This is a genomic window from Agreia sp. Leaf244 (assembly GCF_001422695.1).
In the GTDB taxonomy this organism is placed as follows: domain Bacteria; phylum Actinomycetota; class Actinomycetes; order Actinomycetales; family Microbacteriaceae; genus Agreia.
Genome location: NZ_LMLX01000002.1, coordinates 230,261 through 254,546 on the forward strand (window position 1 = coordinate 230,261; position 24,286 = coordinate 254,546).

General features: G+C 66.3%; 28 protein-coding genes. All 28 read right to left on the reverse strand.

Features of this window, described 5'->3' with window-relative positions; genetic code table 11:
* Nucleotides 1-11 precede the first annotated feature (11 nt).
* Complete coding sequence (rpsQ, locus tag ASF06_RS05990) at nucleotides 12-317, reverse strand: 30S ribosomal protein S17 (RefSeq protein WP_044440020.1); 306 nt, start codon at nucleotides 315-317, stop codon at nucleotides 12-14.
* Complete coding sequence (rpmC, locus tag ASF06_RS05995) at nucleotides 317-646, reverse strand: 50S ribosomal protein L29 (protein WP_044440019.1); 330 nt, start codon at nucleotides 644-646, stop codon at nucleotides 317-319. The genes rpsQ and rpmC overlap by 1 nt, the downstream gene beginning before the upstream one ends.
* Nucleotides 646-1,065 (reverse strand): 50S ribosomal protein L16, encoded by a 420-nt coding sequence (gene rplP, locus ASF06_RS06000; RefSeq protein ID WP_055927082.1) that lies wholly within the window; start codon nucleotides 1,063-1,065, stop codon nucleotides 646-648. Before rplP ends, rpmC begins: the two co-directional genes overlap by 1 nt.
* A 2-nt stretch (nucleotides 1,066-1,067) precedes the next feature.
* The gene (gene rpsC / locus ASF06_RS06005) at nucleotides 1,068-1,877 is read right to left on the reverse strand and encodes a 30S ribosomal protein S3 (RefSeq protein ID WP_055927079.1); all 810 of its coding nucleotides are present in this window, start codon (nucleotides 1,875-1,877) and stop codon (nucleotides 1,068-1,070) included.
* Nucleotides 1,877-2,272: a 50S ribosomal protein L22 gene (gene rplV, locus ASF06_RS06010; protein WP_055927076.1), complete on the reverse strand. Its 396-nt coding sequence runs from the start codon at nucleotides 2,270-2,272 to the stop codon at nucleotides 1,877-1,879. Before rplV ends, rpsC begins: the two co-directional genes overlap by 1 nt.
* Nucleotides 2,273-2,296: 24 nt before the next feature.
* On the reverse strand, nucleotides 2,297-2,578 hold the full coding sequence (rpsS, locus tag ASF06_RS06015) for a 30S ribosomal protein S19 (RefSeq protein WP_044440015.1): 282 nt from the start codon (nucleotides 2,576-2,578) through the stop codon (nucleotides 2,297-2,299).
* Between the two features lie 12 nt (nucleotides 2,579-2,590).
* Nucleotides 2,591-3,430: a 50S ribosomal protein L2 gene (gene rplB / locus ASF06_RS06020; protein WP_044440013.1), complete on the reverse strand. Its 840-nt coding sequence runs from the start codon at nucleotides 3,428-3,430 to the stop codon at nucleotides 2,591-2,593.
* An 18-nt stretch (nucleotides 3,431-3,448) separates the two neighbouring features.
* Nucleotides 3,449-3,754, reverse strand: a complete 306-nt coding sequence (gene rplW / locus ASF06_RS06025; protein ID WP_044440011.1) for a 50S ribosomal protein L23 — start codon at nucleotides 3,752-3,754, stop codon at nucleotides 3,449-3,451.
* Between the two features lie 2 nt (nucleotides 3,755-3,756).
* On the reverse strand, nucleotides 3,757-4,419 hold the full coding sequence (gene rplD, locus ASF06_RS06030) for a 50S ribosomal protein L4 (RefSeq protein ID WP_055927073.1): 663 nt from the start codon (nucleotides 4,417-4,419) through the stop codon (nucleotides 3,757-3,759).
* Between the two features lie 3 nt (nucleotides 4,420-4,422).
* Nucleotides 4,423-5,094 carry a 50S ribosomal protein L3 gene (gene rplC, locus ASF06_RS06035; protein ID WP_055927070.1) on the reverse strand — a complete coding sequence of 224 codons (672 nt, stop codon included), beginning with the start codon at nucleotides 5,092-5,094 and terminating at the stop codon, nucleotides 4,423-4,425.
* A 17-nt stretch (nucleotides 5,095-5,111) separates the two neighbouring features.
* On the reverse strand, nucleotides 5,112-5,420 hold the full coding sequence (gene rpsJ / locus ASF06_RS06040; RefSeq protein ID WP_018171443.1) for a 30S ribosomal protein S10: 309 nt from the start codon (nucleotides 5,418-5,420) through the stop codon (nucleotides 5,112-5,114).
* A 407-nt stretch (nucleotides 5,421-5,827) separates the two neighbouring features.
* Entirely contained in the window at nucleotides 5,828-6,799 is a 972-nt protein-coding gene (locus ASF06_RS06045) for a DNA topoisomerase IB (RefSeq protein WP_055944673.1), read from the reverse strand.
* 107 nt (nucleotides 6,800-6,906) lie between these two features.
* A complete protein-coding gene (locus tag ASF06_RS06050; protein WP_055944677.1) occupies nucleotides 6,907-8,871 on the reverse strand; it encodes a hypothetical protein in 1,965 nt (654 codons plus the stop codon).
* Entirely contained in the window at nucleotides 8,868-9,371 is a 504-nt protein-coding gene (locus ASF06_RS06055; protein WP_055944680.1) for a GtrA family protein, read from the reverse strand. Before ASF06_RS06055 ends, ASF06_RS06050 begins: the two co-directional genes overlap by 4 nt.
* Nucleotides 9,371-10,387, reverse strand: a complete 1,017-nt coding sequence (locus ASF06_RS06060) for a glycosyltransferase family 2 protein (protein WP_055944683.1) — start codon at nucleotides 10,385-10,387, stop codon at nucleotides 9,371-9,373. The genes ASF06_RS06055 and ASF06_RS06060 overlap by 1 nt, the downstream gene beginning before the upstream one ends.
* 166 nt (nucleotides 10,388-10,553) lie before the next feature.
* On the reverse strand, nucleotides 10,554-10,763 hold the full coding sequence (locus ASF06_RS06065) for an Rv0909 family putative TA system antitoxin (RefSeq protein WP_176141235.1): 210 nt from the start codon (nucleotides 10,761-10,763) through the stop codon (nucleotides 10,554-10,556).
* A 54-nt stretch (nucleotides 10,764-10,817) separates the two neighbouring features.
* Nucleotides 10,818-11,588, reverse strand: a complete 771-nt coding sequence (locus tag ASF06_RS06070; protein WP_055944686.1) for a fructosamine kinase family protein — start codon at nucleotides 11,586-11,588, stop codon at nucleotides 10,818-10,820.
* Nucleotides 11,589-11,740: 152 nt separating this feature from the next.
* The gene (tuf, locus tag ASF06_RS06075) at nucleotides 11,741-12,934 is read right to left on the reverse strand and encodes an elongation factor Tu (protein ID WP_055927050.1); all 1,194 of its coding nucleotides are present in this window, start codon (nucleotides 12,932-12,934) and stop codon (nucleotides 11,741-11,743) included.
* Between the two features lie 133 nt (nucleotides 12,935-13,067).
* Nucleotides 13,068-15,182, reverse strand: a complete 2,115-nt coding sequence (gene fusA / locus ASF06_RS06080; protein ID WP_055944689.1) for an elongation factor G — start codon at nucleotides 15,180-15,182, stop codon at nucleotides 13,068-13,070.
* A 97-nt stretch (nucleotides 15,183-15,279) separates the two neighbouring features.
* On the reverse strand, nucleotides 15,280-15,750 hold the full coding sequence (rpsG, locus tag ASF06_RS06085; protein ID WP_055927045.1) for a 30S ribosomal protein S7: 471 nt from the start codon (nucleotides 15,748-15,750) through the stop codon (nucleotides 15,280-15,282).
* The gene (gene rpsL / locus ASF06_RS06090; protein WP_055927044.1) at nucleotides 15,750-16,124 is read right to left on the reverse strand and encodes a 30S ribosomal protein S12; all 375 of its coding nucleotides are present in this window, start codon (nucleotides 16,122-16,124) and stop codon (nucleotides 15,750-15,752) included. Before rpsL ends, rpsG begins: the two co-directional genes overlap by 1 nt.
* Before the next feature lie 312 nt (nucleotides 16,125-16,436).
* Nucleotides 16,437-17,501, reverse strand: a complete 1,065-nt coding sequence (locus tag ASF06_RS06095; RefSeq protein WP_055944692.1) for a hypothetical protein — start codon at nucleotides 17,499-17,501, stop codon at nucleotides 16,437-16,439.
* A gap of 7 nt (nucleotides 17,502-17,508) precedes the next feature.
* Nucleotides 17,509-17,979, reverse strand: coding sequence for a hypothetical protein (locus ASF06_RS06100; protein WP_055944694.1), 471 nt, complete (start codon nucleotides 17,977-17,979; stop codon nucleotides 17,509-17,511).
* A 5-nt stretch (nucleotides 17,980-17,984) separates the two neighbouring features.
* Complete coding sequence (locus ASF06_RS06105) at nucleotides 17,985-18,968, reverse strand: hypothetical protein (protein WP_055944697.1); 984 nt, start codon at nucleotides 18,966-18,968, stop codon at nucleotides 17,985-17,987.
* A gap of 56 nt (nucleotides 18,969-19,024) precedes the next feature.
* Nucleotides 19,025-19,480 (reverse strand): FHA domain-containing protein, encoded by a 456-nt coding sequence (locus tag ASF06_RS19670; protein ID WP_162237681.1) that lies wholly within the window; start codon nucleotides 19,478-19,480, stop codon nucleotides 19,025-19,027.
* Nucleotides 19,473-21,788, reverse strand: a complete 2,316-nt coding sequence (locus ASF06_RS06115) for a transglutaminase-like domain-containing protein (RefSeq protein WP_055944702.1) — start codon at nucleotides 21,786-21,788, stop codon at nucleotides 19,473-19,475. The genes ASF06_RS19670 and ASF06_RS06115 overlap by 8 nt, the downstream gene beginning before the upstream one ends.
* Nucleotides 21,785-23,284, reverse strand: coding sequence for a DUF58 domain-containing protein (locus ASF06_RS06120; protein ID WP_157439096.1), 1,500 nt, complete (start codon nucleotides 23,282-23,284; stop codon nucleotides 21,785-21,787). Before ASF06_RS06120 ends, ASF06_RS06115 begins: the two co-directional genes overlap by 4 nt.
* On the reverse strand, nucleotides 23,281-24,255 hold the full coding sequence (locus ASF06_RS06125) for an AAA family ATPase (protein ID WP_055944705.1): 975 nt from the start codon (nucleotides 24,253-24,255) through the stop codon (nucleotides 23,281-23,283). The genes ASF06_RS06120 and ASF06_RS06125 overlap by 4 nt, the downstream gene beginning before the upstream one ends.
* Nucleotides 24,256-24,286: the final 31 nt, after the last annotated feature.

Here is a 24,286-nt window from a genome sequence, read left to right on the forward strand (position 1 = left end):
AAGCGCGAGGCCTACTTGGCCTTCTCGAGGATCTCGACCAGGCGCCAGCGCTTCGTGGCGCTGAGGGGACGGGTCTCGCTGATGAGGACGAGGTCGCCGATGCCGGCGGAGTTCGCCTCGTCGTGGACCTTGACCTTGGACGTGCGGCGGATGACCTTGCCGTACAGGGGGTGCTTCACGCGGTCTTCGACCTCGACGACGATGGTCTTCTCCATCTTGTCGCTCGTGACGTATCCACGACGCGACTTGCGGTAGCCGCGGGGGGCTGCCGTGGTCTCGTCGGCCGGCGTTGCAGCCGCATCTTTAGTCGTTGCCATTACTTGGCCTCCTCAGCCTCAGCGGCCGGGGCGTCTGCCGAAGCGGTCGCATCCTTCTTGGCCTTGCTTTTCTTTTCTGCCTTGGGAGCCACGGCAACCGGAGCGGGCGTGGCACGAATGCCCAGCTCACGCTCGCGGATGATCGTGTAGATGCGCGAGATGTCGCGCTTCACGGCGCGCAGGCGTCCGTGGCTCTCGAGCTGGCCGGTAGCCGACTGGAAGCGAAGGTTGAACAGTTCTTCCTTCGCCTTCCGCAGCTCTTCGACCAGGCGGGCGTCTTCGAATGTGTCGAGCTCGACAGGGGCGAGCTCCTTGGAACCGATCGCCATTATGCGTCGCCCTCCTCGCGCTTGATGATGCGTGCCTTGAGCGGCAGCTTGTGAATGGCCCGGGTGAGGGCTTCGCGTGCGATCGTGTCGCTGACGCCGCTGAGCTCGAAGAGCACGCGACCCGGCTTGACGTTCGCAACCCACCACTCGGGTGAACCCTTACCGGAACCCATGCGGGTCTCGGCGGGCTTCTTGGTGAGCGGGCGGTCGGGGTAGATGTTGATCCACACCTTTCCGCCTCGCTTGATGTGACGGGTCATCGCAATACGAGCGGACTCGATCTGGCGGTTCGTCACATAGGCGGGGGTGAGGGCCTGGATGCCGTACTCACCGAAGCTGACCGTCGTGCCGCCGGTGGCGTGGCCACTGCGTCCGGGGTGGTGCTGCTTGCGGTGCTTGACTCTGCGTGGAATCAACATGGTTATGCCTCAACTCCTGCTGCAACGGGAGCCTCTGCCTTGGGGGCGGAGGCGCCAGCGCCTGAATTCGTGCCGGCAGCACCACGACGGGGACGGTCGCCATCGCGGCGGTCGTCACGACGGTCGGGACGCGTCGACTTCTGGTTGGCCTGCTCGCGAGCAAGCTCCTTGTTGGTGATGTCACCCTTGTAGATCCAGACCTTCACGCCGATGCGGCCGAAGGTGGTCTTGGCCTCGTAGAAGCCGTAGTCGATGTTCGCGCGAAGGGTGTGCAGCGGCACGCGACCCTCGCGGTAGAACTCCGAACGGCTCATCTCGGCGCCGCCGAGACGGCCGGAGACCTGGATTCGAACACCCTTGACCGATGCGGTGCGCTGGGCGCCCTGCATTCCCTTGCGCATGGCACGACGGAAGGCGACGCGAGCGGTGAGCTGCTCCGCGATTCCCTGTGCCACGAGCTGGGCCTCGGCCTCGGGGTTCTTGACCTCGAGGATGTTGAGCTGGATCTGCTTGCCCGTGAGCTTCTCGAGGTCGGTGCGGATGCGCTCGGCCTCGGCTCCACGACGACCGATCACGATGCCCGGACGGGCGGTGTGGATGTCGACGCGGACACGGTCACGGGTGCGCTCGATCTCGATGCGGGCGACGCCGGCACGATCGAGCGAGGTGCTGAGCAGCTTGCGGATCTTGACGTCTTCTGCAACGAAGTCCGCGTAGCGCTGCCCAGGCTTCGTCGAGTCGGAGAACCAACGCGACACGTGGTCGGTGGTGATACCGAGACGGAAGCCGTACGGGTTTACTTTCTGTCCCATTACTTCTTACCTGCCTTCTTCGTGGCCGTTGCCACTGCTGCCTCGTCGGGCGTGTTCAGCACGATCGTGATGTGGCTCGTGCGCTTCAGAATCTGGAACGCGCGGCCCTGTGCACGGGGCTGGAAACGCTTGAGGGTGGTTCCCTCATCGACGAACGCGGCCGAGACGAACAGGTCCTGCTCGTCGAGGTAGCTGTTCGACGCGTCGGCCTTGACCCGAGCGTTCGCCATGGCGGACGCGACGAGCTTGTAGACCGGGTCGGACGCACCCTGCGGCGCGAACTTCAGGATCGCCAGTGCTTCGACTGCCTGCTTGCCGCGGATCATGTTGACGACGCGACGAGCCTTCATGGGGGTGACGCGGATGTGTCGCACGCGTGCGATTGACTCCACCATTTCTCTCCTCCTTTCGCCACCGCGTTAGCGGCGACGGCCCTTCTTGTCGTCCTTCACGTGTCCACGGAAGGTGCGGGTGGGAGCAAACTCTCCGAGCTTGTGCCCAACCATGGTTTCGGTGACGAACACCGGGATGTGCTTACGACCGTCGTGGACGGCGATCGTGTGGCCAAGGAACGCCGGGATGATCATCGATCGGCGCGACCAGGTCTTGATGACGTTCTTGGAACCGGCTTCGTTCTGGGTGACAACCTTGCGATACAGGTGGTCGTCAACGAAGGGGCCCTTCTTGAGACTGCGTGGCATCTTCTACAACTCCTACTTACGCTTCTTGCCGACGGTACGGCGACGAACGATGAGCTTGTCGCTTTCCTTGTTGATGTGCCGGGTGCGGCCTTCCTTCTGGCCCCAGGGGCTCACAGGATGACGTCCACCGGAGGTCTTTCCCTCACCACCACCGTGCGGGTGGTCGACCGGGTTCATGGCGACACCACGCACGGTCGGGCGAACGCCCTTCCAGCGCATGCGGCCGGCCTTTCCCCAGTTGATGTTCGACTGCTCGGCGTTGCCGACCTCGCCGATGGTTGCGCGGCAGCGGGCGTCGACGTTGCGGATCTCACCGCTGGGAAGACGAAGCTGTGCGTAGGGGCCGTCTTTCGCGACGAGTCGAACCGAGGCACCGGCGGAGCGGGCCATCTTGGCGCCACCGCCCGGCTTCAGCTCGATCGCGTGGATGACGGTACCCGTGGGGATGTTCTTGAGCGGCAGGTTGTTGCCCGGCTTGATGTCGGCCGAAGCGCCCGACTCGACGATGTCGCCCTGCGCCAGCTTGTTCGGAGCCAGGATGTAACGCTTGGTTCCGTCGAGGTAGTGCAGCAGAGCGATGCGCGCGGTGCGGTTGGGGTCGTACTCGATGTGAGCGACCTTCGCGTTGACGCCGTCTTTGTCGTTACGACGGAAGTCGATCACGCGGTACTGGCGCTTGTGGCCACCACCGATGTGACGCGTCGTGATGCGACCTGCGTTGTTTCGTCCACCGGTCTTCGAGAGGGGACGCAGCAGCGACTTCTCGGGGGTGGAGCGGGTGATCTCCGCGAAGTCGGCGACGGACGAACCGCGACGACCCGGGGTGGTGGGCTTGTACTTGCGAATAGCCATTTCTATATCCCTCTGGCCCTAGCCGACAGCGGTGAAGATGTCGATGGTGCCGGACTTGAGCGTGACGATGGCGCGCTTCGTGTCTTTGCGCTTGCCGATGCCGAACTTGGTGCGACGGGTCTTGCCGACACGGTTGAGCGTGTTGATCGACGCGACCTCGACCTTGAAGATCTTCTCGATGGCGAGCTTGATCTCGGTCTTGTTCGAGCGGGGGTCGACGATGAACGTGTACTTGCCCTCGTCGATCAGGCCGTAGCTCTTCTCGGAGACGACCGGCGACAGGATGATGTCGCGCGGATCCTTGTTGAATGCAGCGTTGCTCATGTCTAGACCTCTTCCTGAGCAGTGTTCTTCGACTTGGCCGCGACGAATGCGTCGAACGAGGCCTTGGTGAAGATGATGTCGTCGGAGACGAGCACGTCGTAAGCGTTCAGCTGGTCGGCCGGCAGCACGTGCACGGTCGGGATGTTGCGAACGCTCTTGAGGCTCAGCACGTCGTCGCGCTCGAGCACGATCAGAACGTGCTTCGAGGTCGCGACCTGGCTGAGCAGCTCGAGAACACCCTTGGTCGACGGGGTGTCGCCCTGGGCGAGCGACTCGACGACGTGAACGCGTCCACCGCGTGCGCGGTCGGACAGCGAACCGAGCAGAGCAGCGGCGATCATCTTCTTGGGGGTGCGCTGGTCGTAGCTGCGCGGGGTCGGTCCGTGGACGATGCCACCACCGGTCATCTGAGGGGCGCGGATCGAGCCCTGACGAGCGCGACCGGTTCCCTTCTGCTTGAACGGCTTGCGACCGGCACCGGAAACCTCGCCACGACGCTTGGTCTTGTGGGTTCCCTGGCGGGCGGCGGCGAGCTGGGCGACGACGACCTGGTGGATCAGCGGGACATTGGTCTGGACGTCGAACAGCTCGGCGGGAAGGTCGACGGTGCCGGCCTTCTTGCCCGTGACGTCGACGACGTCAACCGTGGTAGTTGCGGTAGCCATGAACTAGGCCCCCTTCACTGCGGTACGAACGAAAACGAGACGGCCACGAGCTCCGGGAACGGCACCCTTGATGAGGATGACGTTCTTCTCGGCGTCGATGGAGTGCACGGCGAGGTTGAGCACGGTGACGCGCTCTCCACCCATGCGACCGGCCATGCGCATGCCCTTGAAGACGCGCGACGGGGTCGACGAGGCTCCGATGGAACCGGGCTTGCGGTGGTTGCGGTGTGCACCGTGCGAGGCGTTGTCGCCTCGGAAGTTGTGACGCTTCATGACACCGGCGAAACCCTTGCCCTTGGAAGTGCCGACGACGTCGACCTTCTTGCCGGCTTCGAACACGGCGTCGACGGTGAGCTCCTGGCCCACCGTGTAGTCGGCCGCGTCGGCGGTGCGGATCTCGGTGATGTGACGACGGGGCGTGACACCGGCGGCGTCGAAGTGACCCGTGGCAGGCTTGTTCACCTTGCGGGGGTCGATCTGGCCGGCGGCGATCTGCACGGCGACGTAGCCGTCGCGCTCGACGGTGCGCACCTGGGTGACCACGTTCGGGGTGATCTCGACGACGGTGACGGGGATGAGACGGTTGTTCTCATCCCAGACCTGGGTCATGCCGAGCTTCTTGCCGAGGAGACCCTTGCTGGTCTTGGTGGCTGCTGCTTGTGTAGGCGTAGACATAGTGTTCAGTCCCCCGCTTAGAGCTTGATCTCGATGTTGACGTCTGCCGGCAGGTCGAGACGCATCAGCGAATCGACGGCCTTGGGCGTGGGATCGATGATGTCGATCAGACGCTTGTGCGTGCGCATTTCGAAGTGCTCGCGGCTGTCCTTGTACTTGTGGGGCGAACGGATCACGGCGATCACGTTCTTCTCGGTCGGCAGCGGTACCGGACCGACGACGGTCGCACCCGCGCGGGTCACCGTGTCGACGATCTTGCGCGCCGAGGAGTCGATGACCTCGTGGTCGTACGACTTAAGTCGAATGCGGATCTTCTGTCCCGCCATGTGTGACTCACTCTCTTGTCTTGCGTCTTACCGCCTGGAGGCAGCATTGGACGCGCTTGCTTGCTCGAGCCTTGCGGCCCGTGCTCGATACGCCCGCAGTCGGTCGCACCACTGTTCTTCTGTCAATGTCCTTGCGGACCCAACCCGTCACACGCAGCGCACAGGACGAACCCGTCACGCCGAGAAATAGGATTGAAGTGTGTTCTGCTGCCCGCGGCCCAGCTCTCAACCTCGGATCGTGAGACCCAGTGGGCTAGCTGTGCACTGCCTGGCAGTGATTTCGCGCACGCAGAGCGGCGCGAAAATGTTGAACTAGACGAGTTTGCCACACCCGAGGGGCATCGTGCAACCCGGGCGTGTCGCGTTGGGCGTGTCGCGTCGGGCCGCGGATGCGCTGGCGCGACGGTTCACTCGAACAGGAGTGCTCTGAGCTCCGACTCGGCCGAGCCCAGCCGGCCGGGATCGATCGTCGTTCCCGCCTGATAGTGGTCGACGACCCGGGGATCGACGTAGCTCTTCTTCGCGATCGACGGGGTGTTGCCGAGCACCTCTGCTGCATCGCGCATCGCCTGCGCGAGTGCCCGGGAGCGGGCGGTGACACGCTGCTCGGGCCCGTGCTTCGCCAGACTTACCGCCGCCGCGACCGTTCCGTGCAGGGTCCGGAAGTCCTTCGCCGTGAACTGGCCGCCCGTCTTTTCCCGCACGTAATCGTTGATCTCGTCGGCGGCGATCGGATGCCAGTTGCCGGCACCCGCACGCCAGGCCAGCAGGCGGGCCCGCGGCCCCCGGTGCTTGAGCGCGGCGACCACCGTCGCGAGGTCCGCATCCCGGATGTCGCTCTCCCACGCCTGGCCGCTCTTCGCCGGGAACGCGAGGTGCACGGTATCGCCGCTGACCCGCGCGTGCGCTCCCAACAGGGTGGAGAGGCCGTGGCTGCCGTTCGATTCCGCGTAACGCTCGCTGCCGACCCGCAACGAGCCGGTGTCGAGCATCCGGAATGCGGCGGCCAGCGCGCGTTCGCGGCTGGGTTCGCCGGAGCGGAGATCGATCGTGACCGCGCGTCGGGCTGCGGGCAGCGACTCGGCCAGCGCGAGTGCGCGGTCGAACTTGATGCGGTCCTTCTGCTCTCGCCATGTCGGGTGGTAGATGTACTGCCGGCGGCCGGCCGCATCGATGCCGGTGGCCTGGATATGACCGTTGGCGTAGGGCGCGATCCAGACGTCGGTCCAGGCCGGCGGGATGGCGAGTCGCTCGATACGCTCACGCAGCTCCGTGTCGGCCACGACCGTGCCGTCGGCATTGCGGTACGAGAACCCACGTCCGGCCTTGATACGGTGCAGGCCCGCGCCCGCGGAATTGCTTCGCCTCAGCCTGACCATCCCATCATTCTGGGCGCGCGAAGCCGATCTGTCAGATGCGGCGGAAGGGGTTGACAGAGGGCTCCGGCGAGCCGACCATGCCCGGGCGGTGCCTCACGCCGGGTACTTCAGCGCGCGGACCCGACCAGGGTGAGAATGATGTCACCGGGGATGACCTGACCGTCGGCCGTCGTGACGAACTCGTCCTGCGCGGGATTCAGGCGAACCCTGATCGGTTCCGTCTCGCCGTCCCGGCCGCCGATGCGCACGGTGTACGCCGTGTCCTTCTCCAAGACGAGTCCTGGAGTCGAGAAGTTGGCCGGCCCCGCGCCCACTTCGTTCGCTCCGATCTCACCCTCGAAGACGGTGGCGCCTGTCGGATCGACGATGCCGACCGTCACGATCGCCGAATCGATCCAGGTCACCTGCGTCGCGTCGAGCCCCACCCGGAGTTTCTCGACGTCCAGAGTGTCGGCGAACGTGAGCGTCTCTTCGACTGCCGAACCGGGAGCCAGGATGTTGACGTCGGTGAGCGTCGGTGAGTCTGTCGCGGACGAGTATGCGGTCGGCGGCGGCGGGATGAGGTACACCGCGAACAGCAGCGCACAGAATGCGGCCGGCGCAGCAAGACGCACCCAGACGACAGTCCGCTTGATCGGCTCGATGTTGGGCATGCCCGCGACGAATGACGCGCGTGGGTAGTTGATGACCAGAACAGCGATGACGCAGGCGATCATGAACCCCACCAGGAACGCCGTGATGTTGTCGTCCACCCCCAGCGCCTTGAAGATCTCGGCGGGCGAGGCGAAACGCTGCGGGTCGGCTCCCGGCACCAGCCTTCCGAACAGGAGGTCCGTGAACAGGTACGAGTTGTAGATCGAGTATCCGACCAGGGCATAGATCACAAACAGAGAGGCCCCGATGCTGACTTCGAGGAGCGAATTCAGAGTGAGGTGCCGCGGGTTCGCAAAGATGATCAGCACCGCGAACGGGGCCACGAGGGCGATCCAATAGGTGTTGAGAGGCACCAACGCGCAGAAGACGAGAAAACCTGCGAAGGCGATGTACAGCGCAAACGCCTGAAGTTCGCGCTGGCTGGAGGTTCGTTTCGCATAGGCGAAGATGACGAGCCCGACCAGGAAGATGACGAAGAGCGGAGCCGACAGGTTCGCCTGCCAATCGAAGCCCGCGGTTCGGAGACGAGCAAGCATGGTCTCGTTGAACCCTGCCGTCGACACCACGTAGGCCAGGTTGCCGCGATAGAGCAATCGACACAGCAGGAGTCCGGCGACACCGATCAGGATCTGCACGAAGGCGCGAGGAAGCCTCTTCTCCCTCAGCAGCACAAGGGGGATGAAGATGAACAGCCCGAAGAGCTTCAGCGTGTTCGCCGCCAGGAACCACAGCAGGAAGGAGCGGGTGTTGCCTCGGAGATACGCGAGGAGGCCGGCCAGCATCAACGTGATGGAGATGATGTCGTACTGCACGATGACGAACACGGGAATGAAGAGTCCCATGGAGGACAGGAAGTAGAAGGCGACCCACTTCGCCCGAGCCGCGGTCATGCCGAGCGTCTTGGCGATGGCCACCATCAACCGCGCGGCGGCGAGAGCGAAAATGACGATCATCAGCTTCAGCCACAGTTCGGCCGGAAGCGAGTTCAGGTAGTCGAACCCTGTGAGGTGATGAAGCACATACGTCGGAAGATTCCAGAGGGCGAATATCGCGTAGATCGGAACGTCGTAGACCGCGGGATGACCGAACGTCGAGTTCTCGATGGCGATCTGGTAGAAGTCCTGCGGTCGGCCGGCAAGAACGGAGTCGAGGAAATTGAAGGAGTGCTCGAAGGTCGTCTTGGCGTCCGCATAGAGGAACGTGACCAGAGCGACCGCGCTGATCGCGATGAGGAGGGCCCAGTCCAGCGCGTTCGGACGTTCCACTCGCTTGAACCAGCGGCCGACGCTGCTCGCGAGGACCGCATCACCCACTGACGCCCAGGCGCCGTCCAGCTTCGCGACTCCGCGATCGAGCCAGCGCCCCGCCGTCGTGCCAGCAGACGCACGCTTGTTCGTGGTCGTGTTCTTTGTCGTCATCGTGAGGTTCCGCCCGTATTGTCCGTGTCCAGCTCGTCGTTCGCGAGCCCGTTCGCCCTCGGACGATGGTCTCGCTCGATGAGCAGCTTGCGAGAGATGAAGTTGTAGACGAGCACCACCGCCGTGGCGATGAGCTTGCCGATCAGAGGTGATGCACCGAAAGCACTGACCGTCACGACGAGGATCAGTTGGTTGAGGCCCAGGGCGACGATATTCAGCCCGAGATAGACCGCGAACTCTTTCGCGAGGCTTCGTCCCGGCTTCGCCTCGAACACGAACTTCAACGTGAGCACATAGTTGAGCACCAGCGAGAGGCAGAACGAGACGGTACTCGCCAGTACGTACTGAACGCCGAACACATTCAGCAGCAGAACGAACACGCCGTAGTCCACCGTGAAGGAGATCAATCCGACGATCAGGAACCGCGTGAACTGCCACAGCAGGCGGCGCATGCGGCCCGTGCTGTTTCCTCCGCCGCGTGCGCCGCCGATCCTCTTCATCAAGCGTCGTTCTCGTTCGTGTCTCCGGGCAGATCGCGGGCTGAGGGACCGAGGTTCGGGCCGCTGCCGGCGGCCGGGGCCAGGTTGACCCACTCTCCGACGACCACCCGCGGCTTCGCAGTGATGCGGCCGTTGATGCTCAGGATGTACTCGCCGAGGACCCCGATGAAGAAGAGCTGCACTGCTCCGAGGAAGAAGATGCCGACGGTCGTGGACGCCTCCCCTACCGGGTAGGTCTCCCAGTTGAAGAGCTTGTTGAAGAAGACGAAGAGGGCGAACCCGAGACAGACGAGCGCGATGACTGCCGCGAGGAGAGTGGCGAAGCGCATCAGGAGTTTTGTCGAGGACGTGATGCCCTGCATGGCGAAATCGTAGTTCTTCAGGAAATTGAAGTTCGATCTGCCCCGAACGCTCTTGCCCTGGTCGTAGGGCACGATCGCAACGTTGAGTCCGTACTCCGCGACGACAGTCTTGAAGAAGGGCTGCACGTCGCCGATCTGCTCGAGAATGTGCACAAAAGCGCGGTCGTACAATCCGTATCCCGTGAAGCGCGGAATCTGGGCAGTCTCTGCGGTCCACCGAATGACGGTGTAGTAGATCCGCCGCAGCATCGTCATCACGAAGCCCTCGTCGCTGCTTCGACGCTGCCCGACCACGACCTGGCTTCCGGCCTCCCAGGCCTTGACGAACTGAGGGAGGTTTTCCGGCGGGTCCTGGAGGTCTCCGAAGAGCATGAATGTGGCATCTCCGCTGCCGTAGGTCAGCGCGGAGAAGACGTTGCGGTGAAAACCGAAATTACGTGCGTTGAAGACGGCCTTCACCCTGACGTCCACCGCCGCGAGACGACGGATCTCGGCGCGGGTTCCATCGGTCGAGAAGTCGTCGACGAAGATGATCTCGTAGTCGTACGCGGGCAGTTCTTCGCGAAAGACCGTGGTGAGCCTGTCGTACATCAATTGAACGCTGCGTTCCTCGTTGAAGCTGGGAACAACAACGCTGACAGTCTTACGCGACAATCGAATTCCTCAAGGTGCGGTTCGTGCGGGTATGGCCGGAGCGCCTCAAGGAGTGTAGCGCAGCCCCAATTGTGGCGACAGTTCAGGCCCACGGACGCGAGTGTCACGTTCCCTTCGGCAGGCTCAGGGGACGACTCCGTTCCCTGAGCCTGTCGAAGGGGCGATGCTACTCCGTGCCGACGGCCTTGTCGGCAGCTGCCCGGGCGCCCTCGACCTGCTCGTCGAACTTGTCGCCGGTCACCTTGTTGACCGCGCCGGCGACGCCGTCGAGGAGCTTGTCGCTGATGTCTTCGGCCTGCTCGCTCTTGAGCGCCTCCTGCACCTTGTTGTCGCCCAGGAACTCCTGCGCTTTCTTCGTGATGTCTTCGAGTCCCATGATTCTCCTTTGATCAGACCTCGTGAGCTGAGGCTTGCGCCCATTGTGCTCTTTTCAGCGCAGGGTGTCGAGGGCGTGTCGCGCCGCGTCGCCCAGGGCGCGCCCGTATGACGCGCCATGACCCGCAGCGTGCACCGCGAGCGGGTGCAGCTGGTGCAGGGGGACGCGATCGCGCCACCCGGCCCGCAGAGGGAATGCGGTGTCGTAGGCGTCGACGATCACCTCGAGATGGGGCGCACCGAACAGCGCCAGCATGGCGAGGTCGGTCTCGCGGTGTCCGCCGTGGGCGGCCGGATCGATGAGCACGACCCCGTCGCCCGTGAAGATCACGTTGCCGTTCCAGAGGTCGCCGTGGATGCGCCGCGCGGGTTCGCCGTCATCCGCGGCGCCCGATTCCAGCAGCTCGCAGACGGCCCGCACGGTGTCGGCGTCACCGGCTGCGATCGACCCGACCGAGACGGCGATCTCGAGAAAGGGCCTGACCCGCTGCTGCGAATAGAACCGGCCCCACGATGCCTCCGGTTGGCATCTCATGGGCCTCGACCCGATGAACTTCGGGCCGTCCCAGCCGGTCGGTGGCGATCCGAACCTTCCCGCACCCGCGCGATGCGTGACGGCCAGCGCCCGCCCGAACTCGGCCGCGGCATCCGGTGTCGGCCGGGCCGGAACGAGCTGTTCGAGCTCGATCGACCGCGACCCGACGGACTCCACCCGCACGATGCGTGCTCCCCCGTCGCGCTGCGCCTGCGCGAGCCACCCCAGGCCTGCTGCCTCCGCCTCGAAGAAACGTGGGGGTGCGTGCGGGTTCGACTTCACGAAAGGCATGGCTTTATTGTCTCCCTTCGACAGGCTCAGGGAACGGGAGGGGTGGGGCTCAGGGAACGGGAGGGGTGGGGCTCAGGGAACAGGCGCGTTAAACGGCAGCAGGGCCCCACCCGAAGGTGAGGCCCTGCTGAGCGCTACTGGTGAAGAATCGACTACTTGGTGATCTTCGTGACGGTACCGGCACCGACGGTGCGGCCACCCTCACGGATCGCGAAGCCGAGGCCCTCTTCCATGGCGATGGGCTGGATCAGCTCGACGCTGATGTCAGTCGTGTCGCCGGGCATGACCATCTCAGTGCCCTCGGGGAGGGTGATGACGCCGGTCACGTCGGTGGTGCGGAAGTAGAACTGCGGGCGGTAGTTCGTGTAGAAGGGGTTGTGGCGGCCACCCTCATCCTTGGACAGGATGTAGGCGGTTCCGTCGAAACCGGTGTGCGGCGTGACCGAACCCGGCTTGACGATGACCTGGCCGCGCTCGACGTCTTCACGCTTGGTGCCGCGAAGCAGCAGACCACAGTTCTCGCCGGCCCATGCCTCGTCGAGCTGCTTGTGGAACATCTCGATACCCGTGACCGTGGTCTTGACGGTCGGGCGGATGCCGACGATCTCGACCTCGGAGTTGATCGCAAGGGTTCCGCGCTCGGCGCGACCCGTGACGACGGTTCCACGACCGGTGATCGTGAAGACGTCCTCGACGGGCATCAGGAAGGGCTTGTCCTTGTCGCGGACGGGCTCCGGGATGGAGTCGTCAACGGCCTGCATGAGCTCGAGGATCGAGTCGACCCACTTCTCGTCGCCCTCGAGGGCCTTGAGGCCGGAGACGCGCACGACGGGAGCGTTGTCGCCATCGAAGTCCTGGCTGGAGAGCAGCTCGCGAACCTCGAGCTCGACGAGCTCCAGGATCTCCTCGTCGTCGACCATGTCGGACTTGTTGAGCGCGACCAGCAGGTAGGGAACGCCGACCTGCTTGGCGAGCAGAACGTGCTCGCGGGTCTGGGCCATCGGGCCGTCGGTGGCGGCGACCACGAGGATTGCGCCGTCCATCTGGGCAGCACCGGTGATCATGTTCTTGATGTAGTCAGCGTGACCCGGGGCGTCGACGTGAGCGTAGTGACGCTTCTCGGTCTCGTACTCGACGTGCGAGATGTTGATCGTGATACCGCGCTGGCGCTCTTCGGGAGCGGAGTCGATCGACGCGAAGTCGCGCTGAACGTTGGTCTTGGACGGGAACTTGTCGGCAAGGACCTTGGAGATCGCTGCAGTCAGCGTGGTCTTTCCGTGGTCGACGTGACCGATCGTTCCGATGTTTACGTGCGGCTTGGTCCGCTCGAACTTGGCCTTGGCCACTGGGTCCTCCTCAGGACTCTCTTGCTCTGCATCCGGACAGAAAACTACCGGGTGAAGAGCGGGGGTGTTTGTGTATTGATGTTACGCGCTCCGGTGCTCGCAACAATATTGAGCACCGGAACACGATACAGGACTATTCGCCCTTGTTTTTGTTGATGATCTCTTCGGCGACAGCCTTGGGGACCTCGGCGTAGCTGTCGAAGGTCATCGAGTACACCGCGCGGCCCGAGGTCTTCGACCTCAGGTCACCGATGTATCCGAACATCTCCGAAAGCGGCACATGGGCACGGATGACCTTGATACCGGTCGCGTCCTCCATGGACTGGATCTGGCCACGACGCGAGTTGAGGTCGCCGATGACGTCACCCATGTATTCCTCAGGGGTGCGCACCTCGACTGCCATCAACGGCTCAAGGATGACCGGGTCCGCCTTGCGGGCGGCTTCCTTGAACGCCATGGAACCAGCGATCTTGAACGCCATCTCCGAGGAGTCGACGTCGTGGAACTGGCCATCGAGCAGGGCTGCCTTGACACCCACCATGGGGTAGCCGGCGAGAACGCCGACCTGCAGGGCATCCTGGATTCCAGCGTCGACCGAGGGGATGTACTCGCGCGGAACGCGACCACCGGTGACCTTGTTCTCGAACTCGTAGCTCTTCTCCGCGGTCACCTCCATCGGCTCGATCGAGATCTGCACCTTGGCGAACTGACCCGAACCACCGGTCTGCTTCTTGTGGGTGTAGTCGTGCTTGGGCACCAGTCGACGGATCGTCTCGCGGTACGCGACCTGGGGCTTGCCCACGTTGGCCTCGACGTTGAACTCGCGCTTCATGCGGTCGACGAGGATGTCGAGGTGAAGCTCGCCCATTCCCTTGATGACCGTCTGGCCCGTGTCCTGGTTCTGCTCGGTGCGGAAGGTCGGGTCCTCTTCAGCGAGCTTCTGGATGGCGACACCCAGCTTCTCCTGGTCGGCCTTCGTCTTCGGCTCGATCGCGACCTCGATGACCGGGTCGGGGAACGTCATCGACTCGAGGACGACCTGGTGCTGCGAGTCGCTCAGCGTGTCTCCCGTGGTCGTGTCCTTCAGACCGATGACCGCGTAGATGTGACCGGCGGTGACGGAGTCGACCGGGTTCTCCTTGTTCGCGTGCATCTGGAAGATCTTGCCGATGCGCTCTTTCTTGCCCTTGGTCGAGTTCATGATCTGTCCGCCCGACTCGAGCTGGCCCGAGTAGACGCGGATGTACGTGAGGCGACCGAAGAACGGGTGCACCGCGACCTTGAACGCGAGCGCGGTGAAGGGCTCGCTGGAGTCGGGGTGACGCAGAACGACCTTCTCCTCGTCGCGCGCGTCGTGGGCCTCTGTGGCGGGCACGTCGAGCGGGGTGGGGAGGTAGTCGATGACCGCGTCGAGCATGGGCTGCACGCCGCGGTTCTTGAAGGCGGAGCCGCAGAGCACCGGGTAGATCTCGCTGCTGACGGTGAGCTTGCGGATGGCGCCCTTGATCTCGGCGACGGTGAGCTCTTCGCCCGAGAAGAACTTCTCGAGCAGAGCGTCGTCGGTCTCGGCGACGGTCTCGAGGAGCAGCTGGCGGTACTCGTCAGCCTTCTCCTTGAGGTCGGCCGGGATCTCTTCGATCTCGTACTTGGCGCCCAGGGCGACGTCACCCTTGGAGTCTCCGCGCCAGGTGAGCGCGCGCATCTCGACCAGGTCGACGACACCCTCGAAGCTCGACTCGGCGCCGATGGGCAGCTGGATGACCAGCGGCTTGGCTCCGAGGCGGTTGATGATGGTGTCGACGGTGTAGTAGAAGTCGGCTCCGAGCTTGTCCATCTTGTTGACGAAGCAGATGCGCGGAACGTCGTACTTGTCGGCCTGGCGCCAGACGGTCTCCGACTGGGGCTCGACGCCCTCTTTACCGTCGAAGACGGCGACGGCACCGTCGAGCACGCGGAGCGAACGCTCCACCTCGACCGTGAAGTCGACGTGACCCGGGGTGTCGATGATGTTGATCTGGTTCTTGTTCCAGAAACAGGTCGTCGCAGCAGACGTGATGGTGATTCCACGCTCCTGCTCCTGCGCCATCCAGTCCATGGTGGCTGCGCCATCGTGGACTTCACCGATCTTGTGCGTGATACCCGTGTAGAACAGGATGCGCTCGGTGGTGGTGGTCTTGCCGGCATCGATGTGAGCCATGATGCCGATGTTGCGGACCTTGTTCAGGTCGGTGAGCACGTCCTGTGCCACAGATTGCCTCCGGTTGTTTACTAAGGGGTTTGTCGAACGTCAGGCAGGGATCGAGTCGTGCGGCCCGCAGGTGCGAGCCGCACGACTCGACACGCTTCTACCAGCGGTAGTGAGCGAATGCCTTGTTCGACTCGGCCATCTTGTGCGTGTCTTCGCGGCGCTTGACCGCGGCGCCCAGGCCGTTCGATGCGTCGAGGATCTCGTTGGTGAGACGCTCGGTCATGGTCTTCTCGCGACGGCTCTTCGCGTAGCTCGTGAGCCAGCGGAGGGCCAGGGTGTTGGCGCGGTGGGGCTTGACCTCGACGGGGACCTGGTAGGTCGATCCGCCGACGCGGCGCGAACGCACCTCGAGGGTGGGACGCACGTTGTCGAGCGCCTTCTTCAGGGTCACGACGGCGTCGGCGCCGTTCTTGGCGGCGACTCCTTCGAGTGCGTCGTAGACGATGCGCTCGGCGAGACCCTTCTTGCCATCAAGAAGGATCTTGTTGACGAGCTGGCTGACGATGGGGGCTCCGTAGACCGGGTCCGCGATGACGGGACGCTTCGGTGCTGGTCCTTTACGAGGCATTACTTCTTGTCCTTCTTCGCGCCGTAGAGGCTACGGGCTTGCTTGCGGCCCTTGACGGCCTGGGTGTCCAGGGCGCCGCGGACGATCTTGTAGCGGACACCGGGCAGGTCTTTGACACGACCGCCGCGCACGAGCACCATCGAGTGCTCCTGCAGGTTGTGGCCCTCGCCGGGGATGTACGCGGTGACCTCGGTGCCGTTCGACAGCTTGACACGGGCGACCTTGCGGAGAGCCGAGTTGGGCTTCTTGGGCGTGGTCGTGTAGACGCGGGTGCAGACACCGCGCTGCTGCGGGTTGGCCTTCAGGGCCGGTGTCTTGGTCTTGGTGACCTTCGGAGTCCGGCCCTTGCGGACCAGCTGCTGAATGGTTGGCACTACTTCTCCTATTTTCTGCTGCACGGTGACAGCTTGCTTTCGCGTAGCAATCGGCGGCACCCGGCTCGCGGGATTCACTCCGATGTTCCTGTGGACCCACCGTCCGTACACGCGGACGCATGCGGATTCTTGATGGTGGGTATGCCGTGGGAGCTGGCCCCAGAGAGGACCGGCCCTTGCCTTGCCTCAGACTGGTCTGGCGCAAGAGTCTCGCCTCGAACGAATTCGGGGCGAAATATGGGCATGCAAGAATGCACACACCCGGGCAATATTAGCCCCAACCATGCCCTTCGGTCAAGCGAGCGCCACCGCTCAGAACGGCAGCACCGACGACGTGAACTCGACGGCGCCGTCGACGGCCGACACGGTGCCGACCGGCCGATAATTGGAGATGGTCGTGCCCGATGGCCCGGAGCGGCCGGCACCGTCGACCGAGTCTGCGACGACGTCGAGCGTGCCGCCCGTCGCCGTGGTGACGGACCAGCCGTTCCGGGCCCATCCGCCGATCGAATACGTGGGACGCACCGTCAGTGTCCAGCGGATGTTGGAGTACGTCACGCCGTCCTGCGCCCGTGCCTCGAACCCGCAGTTGTCGGGCTTCAGGCTCTGCTGGGCCACGCATCCGTCGACATAGGCATCGACTGCGGACTGCGCCGCGGCGATGCCCGCCTCGGTGAGCGCCGTCGTGACCGCCGCCGTCGCGAGGCTCCCCGCCGCGCTGTCGGACAGCCCGACGACGCTGGCCGTGGCGGGCACCGCATCGAACAGCTCGTCGCCGCCGACGACCGAGACCTCGTAGTCGCCGGGGAAGGCGCGCAGGGTCGTGCCGACTGACTCGTCGAGCGCAATGCCGTCGACCTCGACCGACAGGCCCGCCGGCCCCTGCACCTGCACGTCGACGACTCCGAGCGAGAGGGGCTCGAGCTGCCAGGTATCGAAGACGACGAACGACTTTCCGCTCTTCGAGAGCGTGAACTCCTGCGTGTAGCTCGTTCCTCCCTGGGTGATCTTCGCGGTGACCGTCGATGTGTCTCCGGTCGTCTCGGGTTTACCGATGGTGAAGTCGCTGATGTGGTTGGCCGACGACGTGTAGGCGTCGTCGGTGAGGAGCCCCGACGGCTTCTCGCCCATCACGGCGAGAGCGGCCTCCGCGCTGCCGTCGACGAGGTCTTGCAGGAACTCGTCGACCTGCCGCTCCGGCGCCACCGACGAGGAGATCGATGCGCCGGCGACCGCGAGCCCGGCACCGCCGAGAACCACGACGGCAGCCGCTATGGAGATGCCCACGATGAGCCCGGTGCGCGACCTCCGCTTCGGCTGCTCCGGCGGCACGGCGTACGCACCGTAGGGCACAGGGGGCAGGCTGGCGTCTGACATCGAGGACTCAGTCCTTCTCCCACGGCCAGGATGCGCCGCCGCCGCCCGCCGCCAAGAGGCCCAGTCCCATGGCCGAGACGAAGGCGGCTCCCACCACGACGAGCGTGTAGGGCGTGGGCGCCTGCGCGGCGAAGGCCAGCAGCAGCGAGACTGGGCTGCCCGTGGCCACGAACTGCAGGATGCCGAGGACGGCCAGTTGCACGGCCACCGCCCCGAGGGCGAGCACCGCCGATGCCCCCAGCAGCGCGCCCGCTCCCCTGGTGGTCATGGTCGACCACCGTGGCGCCGCGAGCGCGACGAAGACGGCGAGTGCGCACACTCCGATCGAGACGGGCACGACGATCGGGCCGATGTCGCGATCGGCCACCACATCGGTCTCGGTCAGCAGGCTGACGAATCCCCAGCCCGCCACGACGAGCGCCACGAACAGCGCCGTCGCGAAGACCGATCGGCCGTATCGCAGGCCAGGGCCCGGCATGACGGCTACCAGGCCGGCGATCCCTGCGGCGCGGAGGCCGGGGCCTCGGCCACAGCCCTGTCGTACTCGGCCTTCGCCGTCTGGTTGCGCTCCTTGACCTTGCGGCCGCGTGAGGAGACCCAGGCACCGGTCCACACCGAGACCTCACGGGCGACGATAGCGGCGGCCAGGGGCAGGGGGTCCATCAGGAGCGACCGCAGGAACTCGGCGAGCTCGCCCGAGCTCATGGTCCAGCCCTGCACCGCGAGGTACGCGCCCACGATCGAGCCCGCATAGACGATGGCCGCCACGACGAACCCGCCGAGGATGTAGGCCCACCAGCCCGCGCGATTGAGAATCAGCACGAGGAGGATGAACGCGATCGCGAAGAACACGACTGGAACGATGAACGCGAAGTTGACCAGGAACCGGGTGAGCGTCGCGGCGGCGTTGTCGACCGACGGGTTGAAGACGAAGAACAGCGAGGCCACAGCGGCGTACACCACGGCGAAGGCGACCGTACCGAGCAGGGCGATCACGGTGCCGAAGACGCGGTTGCCTCGTCGGGCGGGCTGCGCGGGCTGCGCCGTGTACGCGGGCGGTGGCGTCGCGGAGTAGATCTCTCCGCCGGGAAGACCGGCCGGCACGGTCGGCGCGGGAGGGCTGCCTGCACCCTCGGTCTGCGAAGCGAGCGGAGCGCCCGTCGTGTGCGGGTTCATGGGAGGAACGGTGGTGCGGACGACGTAGGGGTTCGAACCGTCGGGCTCGCGGTTCTCGGCAGGGCTGGTCCAGCCGGTCGACTCGCGGGGGCCGTTCTCGGTGTTCGCGGTGTGCACGACGACGGGCTCGAGCGTTCCCGGCTCGACGGACGACGGCTCGGCGACGACGAATGCCGTGTCGGGGTCGGCCTGCGGCTCTGCTCGGGACTCGCGCGGCTCGGATTCGCGCGGCTCGGATTCGTGGCCGTTCGAACGCTGCGGGTCTCGATCGGGATCGTTGTTCGTGCTCATAAGGCCATCCTGCCGGTCGGGGAGGTGCTTGGCCAGCAGGCGCGGCGCACGAGCCGTCACCGCACCGTGAACGACTGCCGACCGATGCGTACGACCGCGCCCGGCTGCACGACATACTTCTGCCCGGGCGCCAGAGCGACGGCGGGCCGCCCGCTCTGCTCGACGGTCGTGCCGTTGCCCGAGCCCAGATCCTCTAGCCAGAGGCCCTCGCCGTCGATCTCGAATCGGGCGTGCACCTTCGACACCGATCGGCCCGGGTCGTCGACACGCACCAGCTGGAGCGCGGACTCCCCACGGACGCCCTGGGGCATCCGCCCGATGACGCCGGCGCCCGCGACGGTCACCGTCTGGCCTGTGCTGAAGTCGAGGAGATACGACGCCGGGGCGCTCGGGCGCTCGGGCTCCTCCTCCGAACGGGGCCACGGCTCGACGAACGGGATGCGCGCGGATCGCGCATGCCACAGCCCGCCGGGCGACGACGCGGGGAACGGGGGCAGCTCGGGCTCAGCCACGACGCACTCCCCCGCCATCGGATGCGCGCCGGTTCGACGCGAGCGATCGCACGCGGGCCGCGGCACGGATGCGCTGCCACCTCGAGAAGTCCTTCGCCCACACGGCGCGGGCGGCCGCGACATCCGACCAGTAGCGGTCGGCCTCCGTGAAGTCTGTGCGGTCGTCGGCGAAGACGGCCGTGTCTGCTCGGCGCGCGAGCGTGTCGAGCCCCGCGACGCCGACTGCCCGCGCGGCCTCCAGCCTGGTTGCCGCGGGCGGCACGTCGTAGCCGTAGTCGAGGCCCGCGTCGACCAGCTCCTGCCACCCTCCGGCGATGCGGGAGACGGCATCCGATCGCCGCCGCCGCCGACGCCGGCGAGCCAGTTTCGCGACCCCCACGACGATCACCGGCGCGCAGACGACGAGGAGCACGAGCCCGACGATCGCCACGATCCGCACGATGCCGAGCACGACCGGCCAGAACGCGTCGGGATCGTCTGCCTGCTTCTCGTCGGCCTCTGGCCGGTTCGGCTCCACGGGAGTGTCGTCGGCGGCGGGCGGCGGCGGGATGACGACCTGCGGCCTCGACACCTGCTGCGTCGCATCCGGCAGCTGTTCGGGAATCGGCCTGTCTTCGGGCGTCGGCTCGAGCGCGACCCATCCGTAGCCGGCGAGGTCGACCTCGACCCAGGCCGAGACATCGGCCCCGGTCACGGTCGTCGACCCGGCCGGGGGCGCGAAACCCATCACGACACGGGCGGGGAAGCCCAGCTCGCCGGCCATGAGCGCGACGGTCGCGGCGTACTGCTCCGCGTCGCCCAGCATGAGCGGGGCCGTCAGAAGCTCGGTGATTCGGTCGGCCGCGTGGCCCGATCGAGAGTAGGGCCGGTCGGCATCGGTGCCGTGGCTGATGTAGCCGGATGCGCGGATCGCCTGGACGACGGCGGCCAGCTTCTCGCCGGGTCGGTCGAGTCCGGCGGTGTCGTCGGCGACCGCGGCGGCGACCGCATCCGGCACGTTGCTCGGCTGCGGAACCGACGCGTCGCCCGGGGTGGCCGCGAGCAGCTCGTCGTCGTCGGGCGCAGGAGGCACGATCGAATCGACGGTGTAGGTGTCGCCCTCCTGCACTCCGCCGAGCACGGCGGCCGTCGACGTGGTGCGGTTGTAGAAGAACTCGTCTGCCAGCCGAGACGCTCGGGGCCCGCCGAATTCGACGCTCTCGGCGTCTCCCACGATGGGAAGCCAGACCCCTCGGTAGCCGGACACCGAGATCGTCGCCGCGACGGCCGACCCTGCCTCGTCGGCCCTGTCGATCGTCGAGGGAACCCGGGCGAAGAAGCCCGAATCGCCCGTCGACGAGTCGTCGCCCACGCTGTAGACCACGCCGTCGTAGGTGTCGAGCGCCGCCAGCCGGATGCGCGCCCCGTCGGGCAGCCCGTCGACCTCGAAGAGCGACGCTCCCGCGGCCTCGGCGCTGAAGTAGGAGCGGAAGCCGCTGAGCGGGCTCGCGTAGTCGCGCGGGTCGAACGGCCTCTCGACGGCGGCTCGCACCACGTCGCGCGGACCCTGGGGAGCCAGGGCAGCGGCACCGGCGACGCCCGCGGCCACGGCGACCGCGAGAACGAGCACGGCCGCGATCACGGGGCGCTCGGCCCCCCGTCGTTCCGGCTCGACCTCACGCGTTCGGGCATCCGACCCGGTCTGGCCCGACAGCAGCGCGATGGCCCGGCGCCTCGCGAGCCTGGCCCGCCACGTCATCCAGGCGATCGCCGCGAGGAGGAAGGCGATCGACGTGACGACGGGGAACCACGCCGTCTCGGGGCCGAGGGCGATGCCCGTGACAGCCACGACGACGGGGATCACCACGGCGATCTCGCCCCGTCGTGTGCGCAGCAGGATCGACAGGCCGAGCACACTCCCCCCGAGCATCAGCACGAGGGCAGGAGCCAGCAGGGACTGGTAGCTCGCAACGGGCAGGTCGACCGTGACGAGCTGTTTCCACCCCAGGGCGCTGCCCGTCACGAGGTCGCGGATGCCGTCGAAGCTCGGCAGCACCCCGAAGATCGCTCGACCGGGAACCGCGAGGGCCACACCGAAGACCAGGAACACCCCGATGGATGCGCCGAGGACCGCGTACCCGGGCCAGCGCAGCAGCGCGCCGGCCCATGCGACGGCGACCCCGAGCACGAGCGCCGCCCCGGCGAGAACGAGGAGTCGCGGAGTCTCGTAGATCGGCCAGAGCGTCGCCGCCGCGATGCACATCAGCAGCACGAAGAAGGTCGTGTCGATCGCTGCGGAGAGTCGATCGATGCGGGGAGCCGCCCTCACGATGCCGCCCTCGCCAGCGCCTTCTGCACATCGGTCAGGTATCCCACCGTGAGAACGCTCAACTCTCCGACGCGGCGCAGGCTCGGCACGATCCCCGGGTTGCAGACCACGGCCAGAACCTCGACCCCCGCGGGGAACGCGGCCGACGCGGTGCGCAGCTGTGCGCTCGTCACCTCGGATCCGCAGACGACGATGGCCACCGATGCTCCGGAGACCGACTCCGCGCCGCCCCGGGCTAGCGCGACGAGTCCCATGGCTCGCGCGCTGTGCTCGACGCGCGCGAGGTCGTCGAGCAGGCGCGTCCTGCTGAGCGAACTCAGGCGCAGGGGTGTCGTCGCGGCCCGCCGGGCGAACTCGGGCGTCTCGGCGCTGGCGAGCACGGACACGTCCCTGGCGTCTCTGATCGCTCGGATCCCGATCGATCCCGCCACGCTGACGGCGAGCTCGAACTCCTCCTCCGAGTGGTAGTCGGCGCTCGAGCGCGACAGGGCGATCACCAGGTGACTGCGCCGCGTCTCTTCGAACTGCCGCACCATGAGGCTGCCCGTCCGCGCCGTGCTCTTCCAGTGGATGTGCCGCCGGTCGTCGCCGGGAGCGTACTCGCGCAGGGCGTGGAACGAGACGTCGGAATCGGTGAGGTCGCGCGTCGGGTTTCCCTCGAGGTCGCGGATGAGGCCCGTGCTCGTCGACGGGATGGCCACGGTCGCCGGATGCACGAACAGCTCGAGGTACGAGGTCCAGACGTACTCGCGGCGGAGCAGTCCGATCGGATCGGCCCTCACGGTTCGCACCGGCCCGACCCGCACGACGCCCCGCCGCGCCGTGGGAACGGCGAAGACCCGGCTGACCTGTCCCTGCCGCCGGATGCCGCCGAGATAGAACTCCGCCAGACCGCTGCCGACCGGAACCTCGCTCTTGACGGGGGGAAGGCGGAACCGGCTGGGGTTGCGCACCGAGAGCGTCGCGCGTGCGGACTCCCCGACCACAACACGATCGCGGTCGAGCGAGAGACCCACGTCATAGGAGTTGCGGCCGAGGAGGAAGAGCGTTCCGAGCAGCAGCAGCGCGAGACCGGTGAACGCCGCCACGACGAGCTCCATCCACCCGAGCAGATAGCCGAACACGGCGCCGACGACCACGACACCGACGATGGCCAGCCCGAGTCCGGTGACGGTCGCCGCGGTCCAGCTCCAGGCGCGTCGGACGCCCGCCCGCGCCGCCCGCGCAATCCGGACCGCGCGCATCCGGGCACCCGTGCGTGCCCCGCCGTCGTCGATGGCGGATGCGGCGCGCGTGCGCGTATAGGCGTGGGTTCCGGTCAGGCCGGTCAGCTCGGCCCGGGCGTCCGTCGTTCCGGATGCCGCCAGGGCCCGGGCCCGGCGGGCCGTGCGGCGGCCGAACGCCGTGCGCCTGGCCCGCACCTCTCGCGGGCGCTGCGGCGAACCGGGGCCGCCGCCGGCCCCGGTCGCACTCGCACGCCGCGCGTCGTCGCTCAAGCCGACTTAGCCCTGTCGGTGGGCGGCGGGGTCTCGAGCAGGATCTGACCGATGATGCTCGACGCGGTCACGCCGTCGAACTCCGCCTCGGGGTCGAGCACCAGCCGATGAGCGAGCACGTTCTCGGCGAGGGTCTTCACGTCGTCGGGCGTCACGAAATGCCGGCCGTGGGCCGCGGCCCACGTCTTCGAGGTGCGCACGAGTGCCACGGCACCGCGCACGCTCGCGCCGAGACGCACCTCGACCGCGTTCCGCGTCGCATCCACGATGTCGGCCACGTAGTCGAGAACCGCGTGTCCGACGTGAACCGTGCGCGCAAGATCGGCCATCTCGACGATGCTGGCGCTCGTGACCACGGCGGGAATCGTGCTGTCGTGCGTGCGTGTGGCCGCGCCCTCGAGGATCGCGATCGTCGACGAGCGGTCGGGGTAGCCGAGCGAGGCCTTCATCATGAAGCGGTCGAGCTGCGCCTCGGGCAGCCTGTACGTTCCCGCCTGCTCGACGGGGTTCTGCGTCGCCACGACGAGGAAGGGCCTGCCCACCCCGTGCGTCGCGCCGTCGACCGTCACCCTGCCCTCCTCCATGACCTCGAGCAGCGCCGACTGGGTCTTGGGGCTCGCCCGGTTGATCTCGTCGGCGAGCACGATCGACGCGAAGATCGGGCCGCGGTGGAACTCGAACACGCCCTGCTTCTGGTCGTAGATGCTCATGCCGGTGACGTCGCCGGGAAGGAGGTCTGGGGTGAATTGGATGCGGCTCGACGTTCCCTGCACGGTCTGCGCCATGGCGCGGGCCAACGAGGTCTTGCCCGTGCCCGGGGAGTCCTCGAGCAGCAGGTGGCCCTCGCTCAGGAGCGTCGTGAAGGCCAGTTTCACCACGTGGCTCTTGCCGAAGACGACGCGCTCGACGTTCGTGACGAGTCGGCCGAACACGTCGGAGAACCAGACGGCCTGTTCGCGGGTCATGGTCATGGTCGTACTCCTGTTGTCTCTGTGGCGGCCA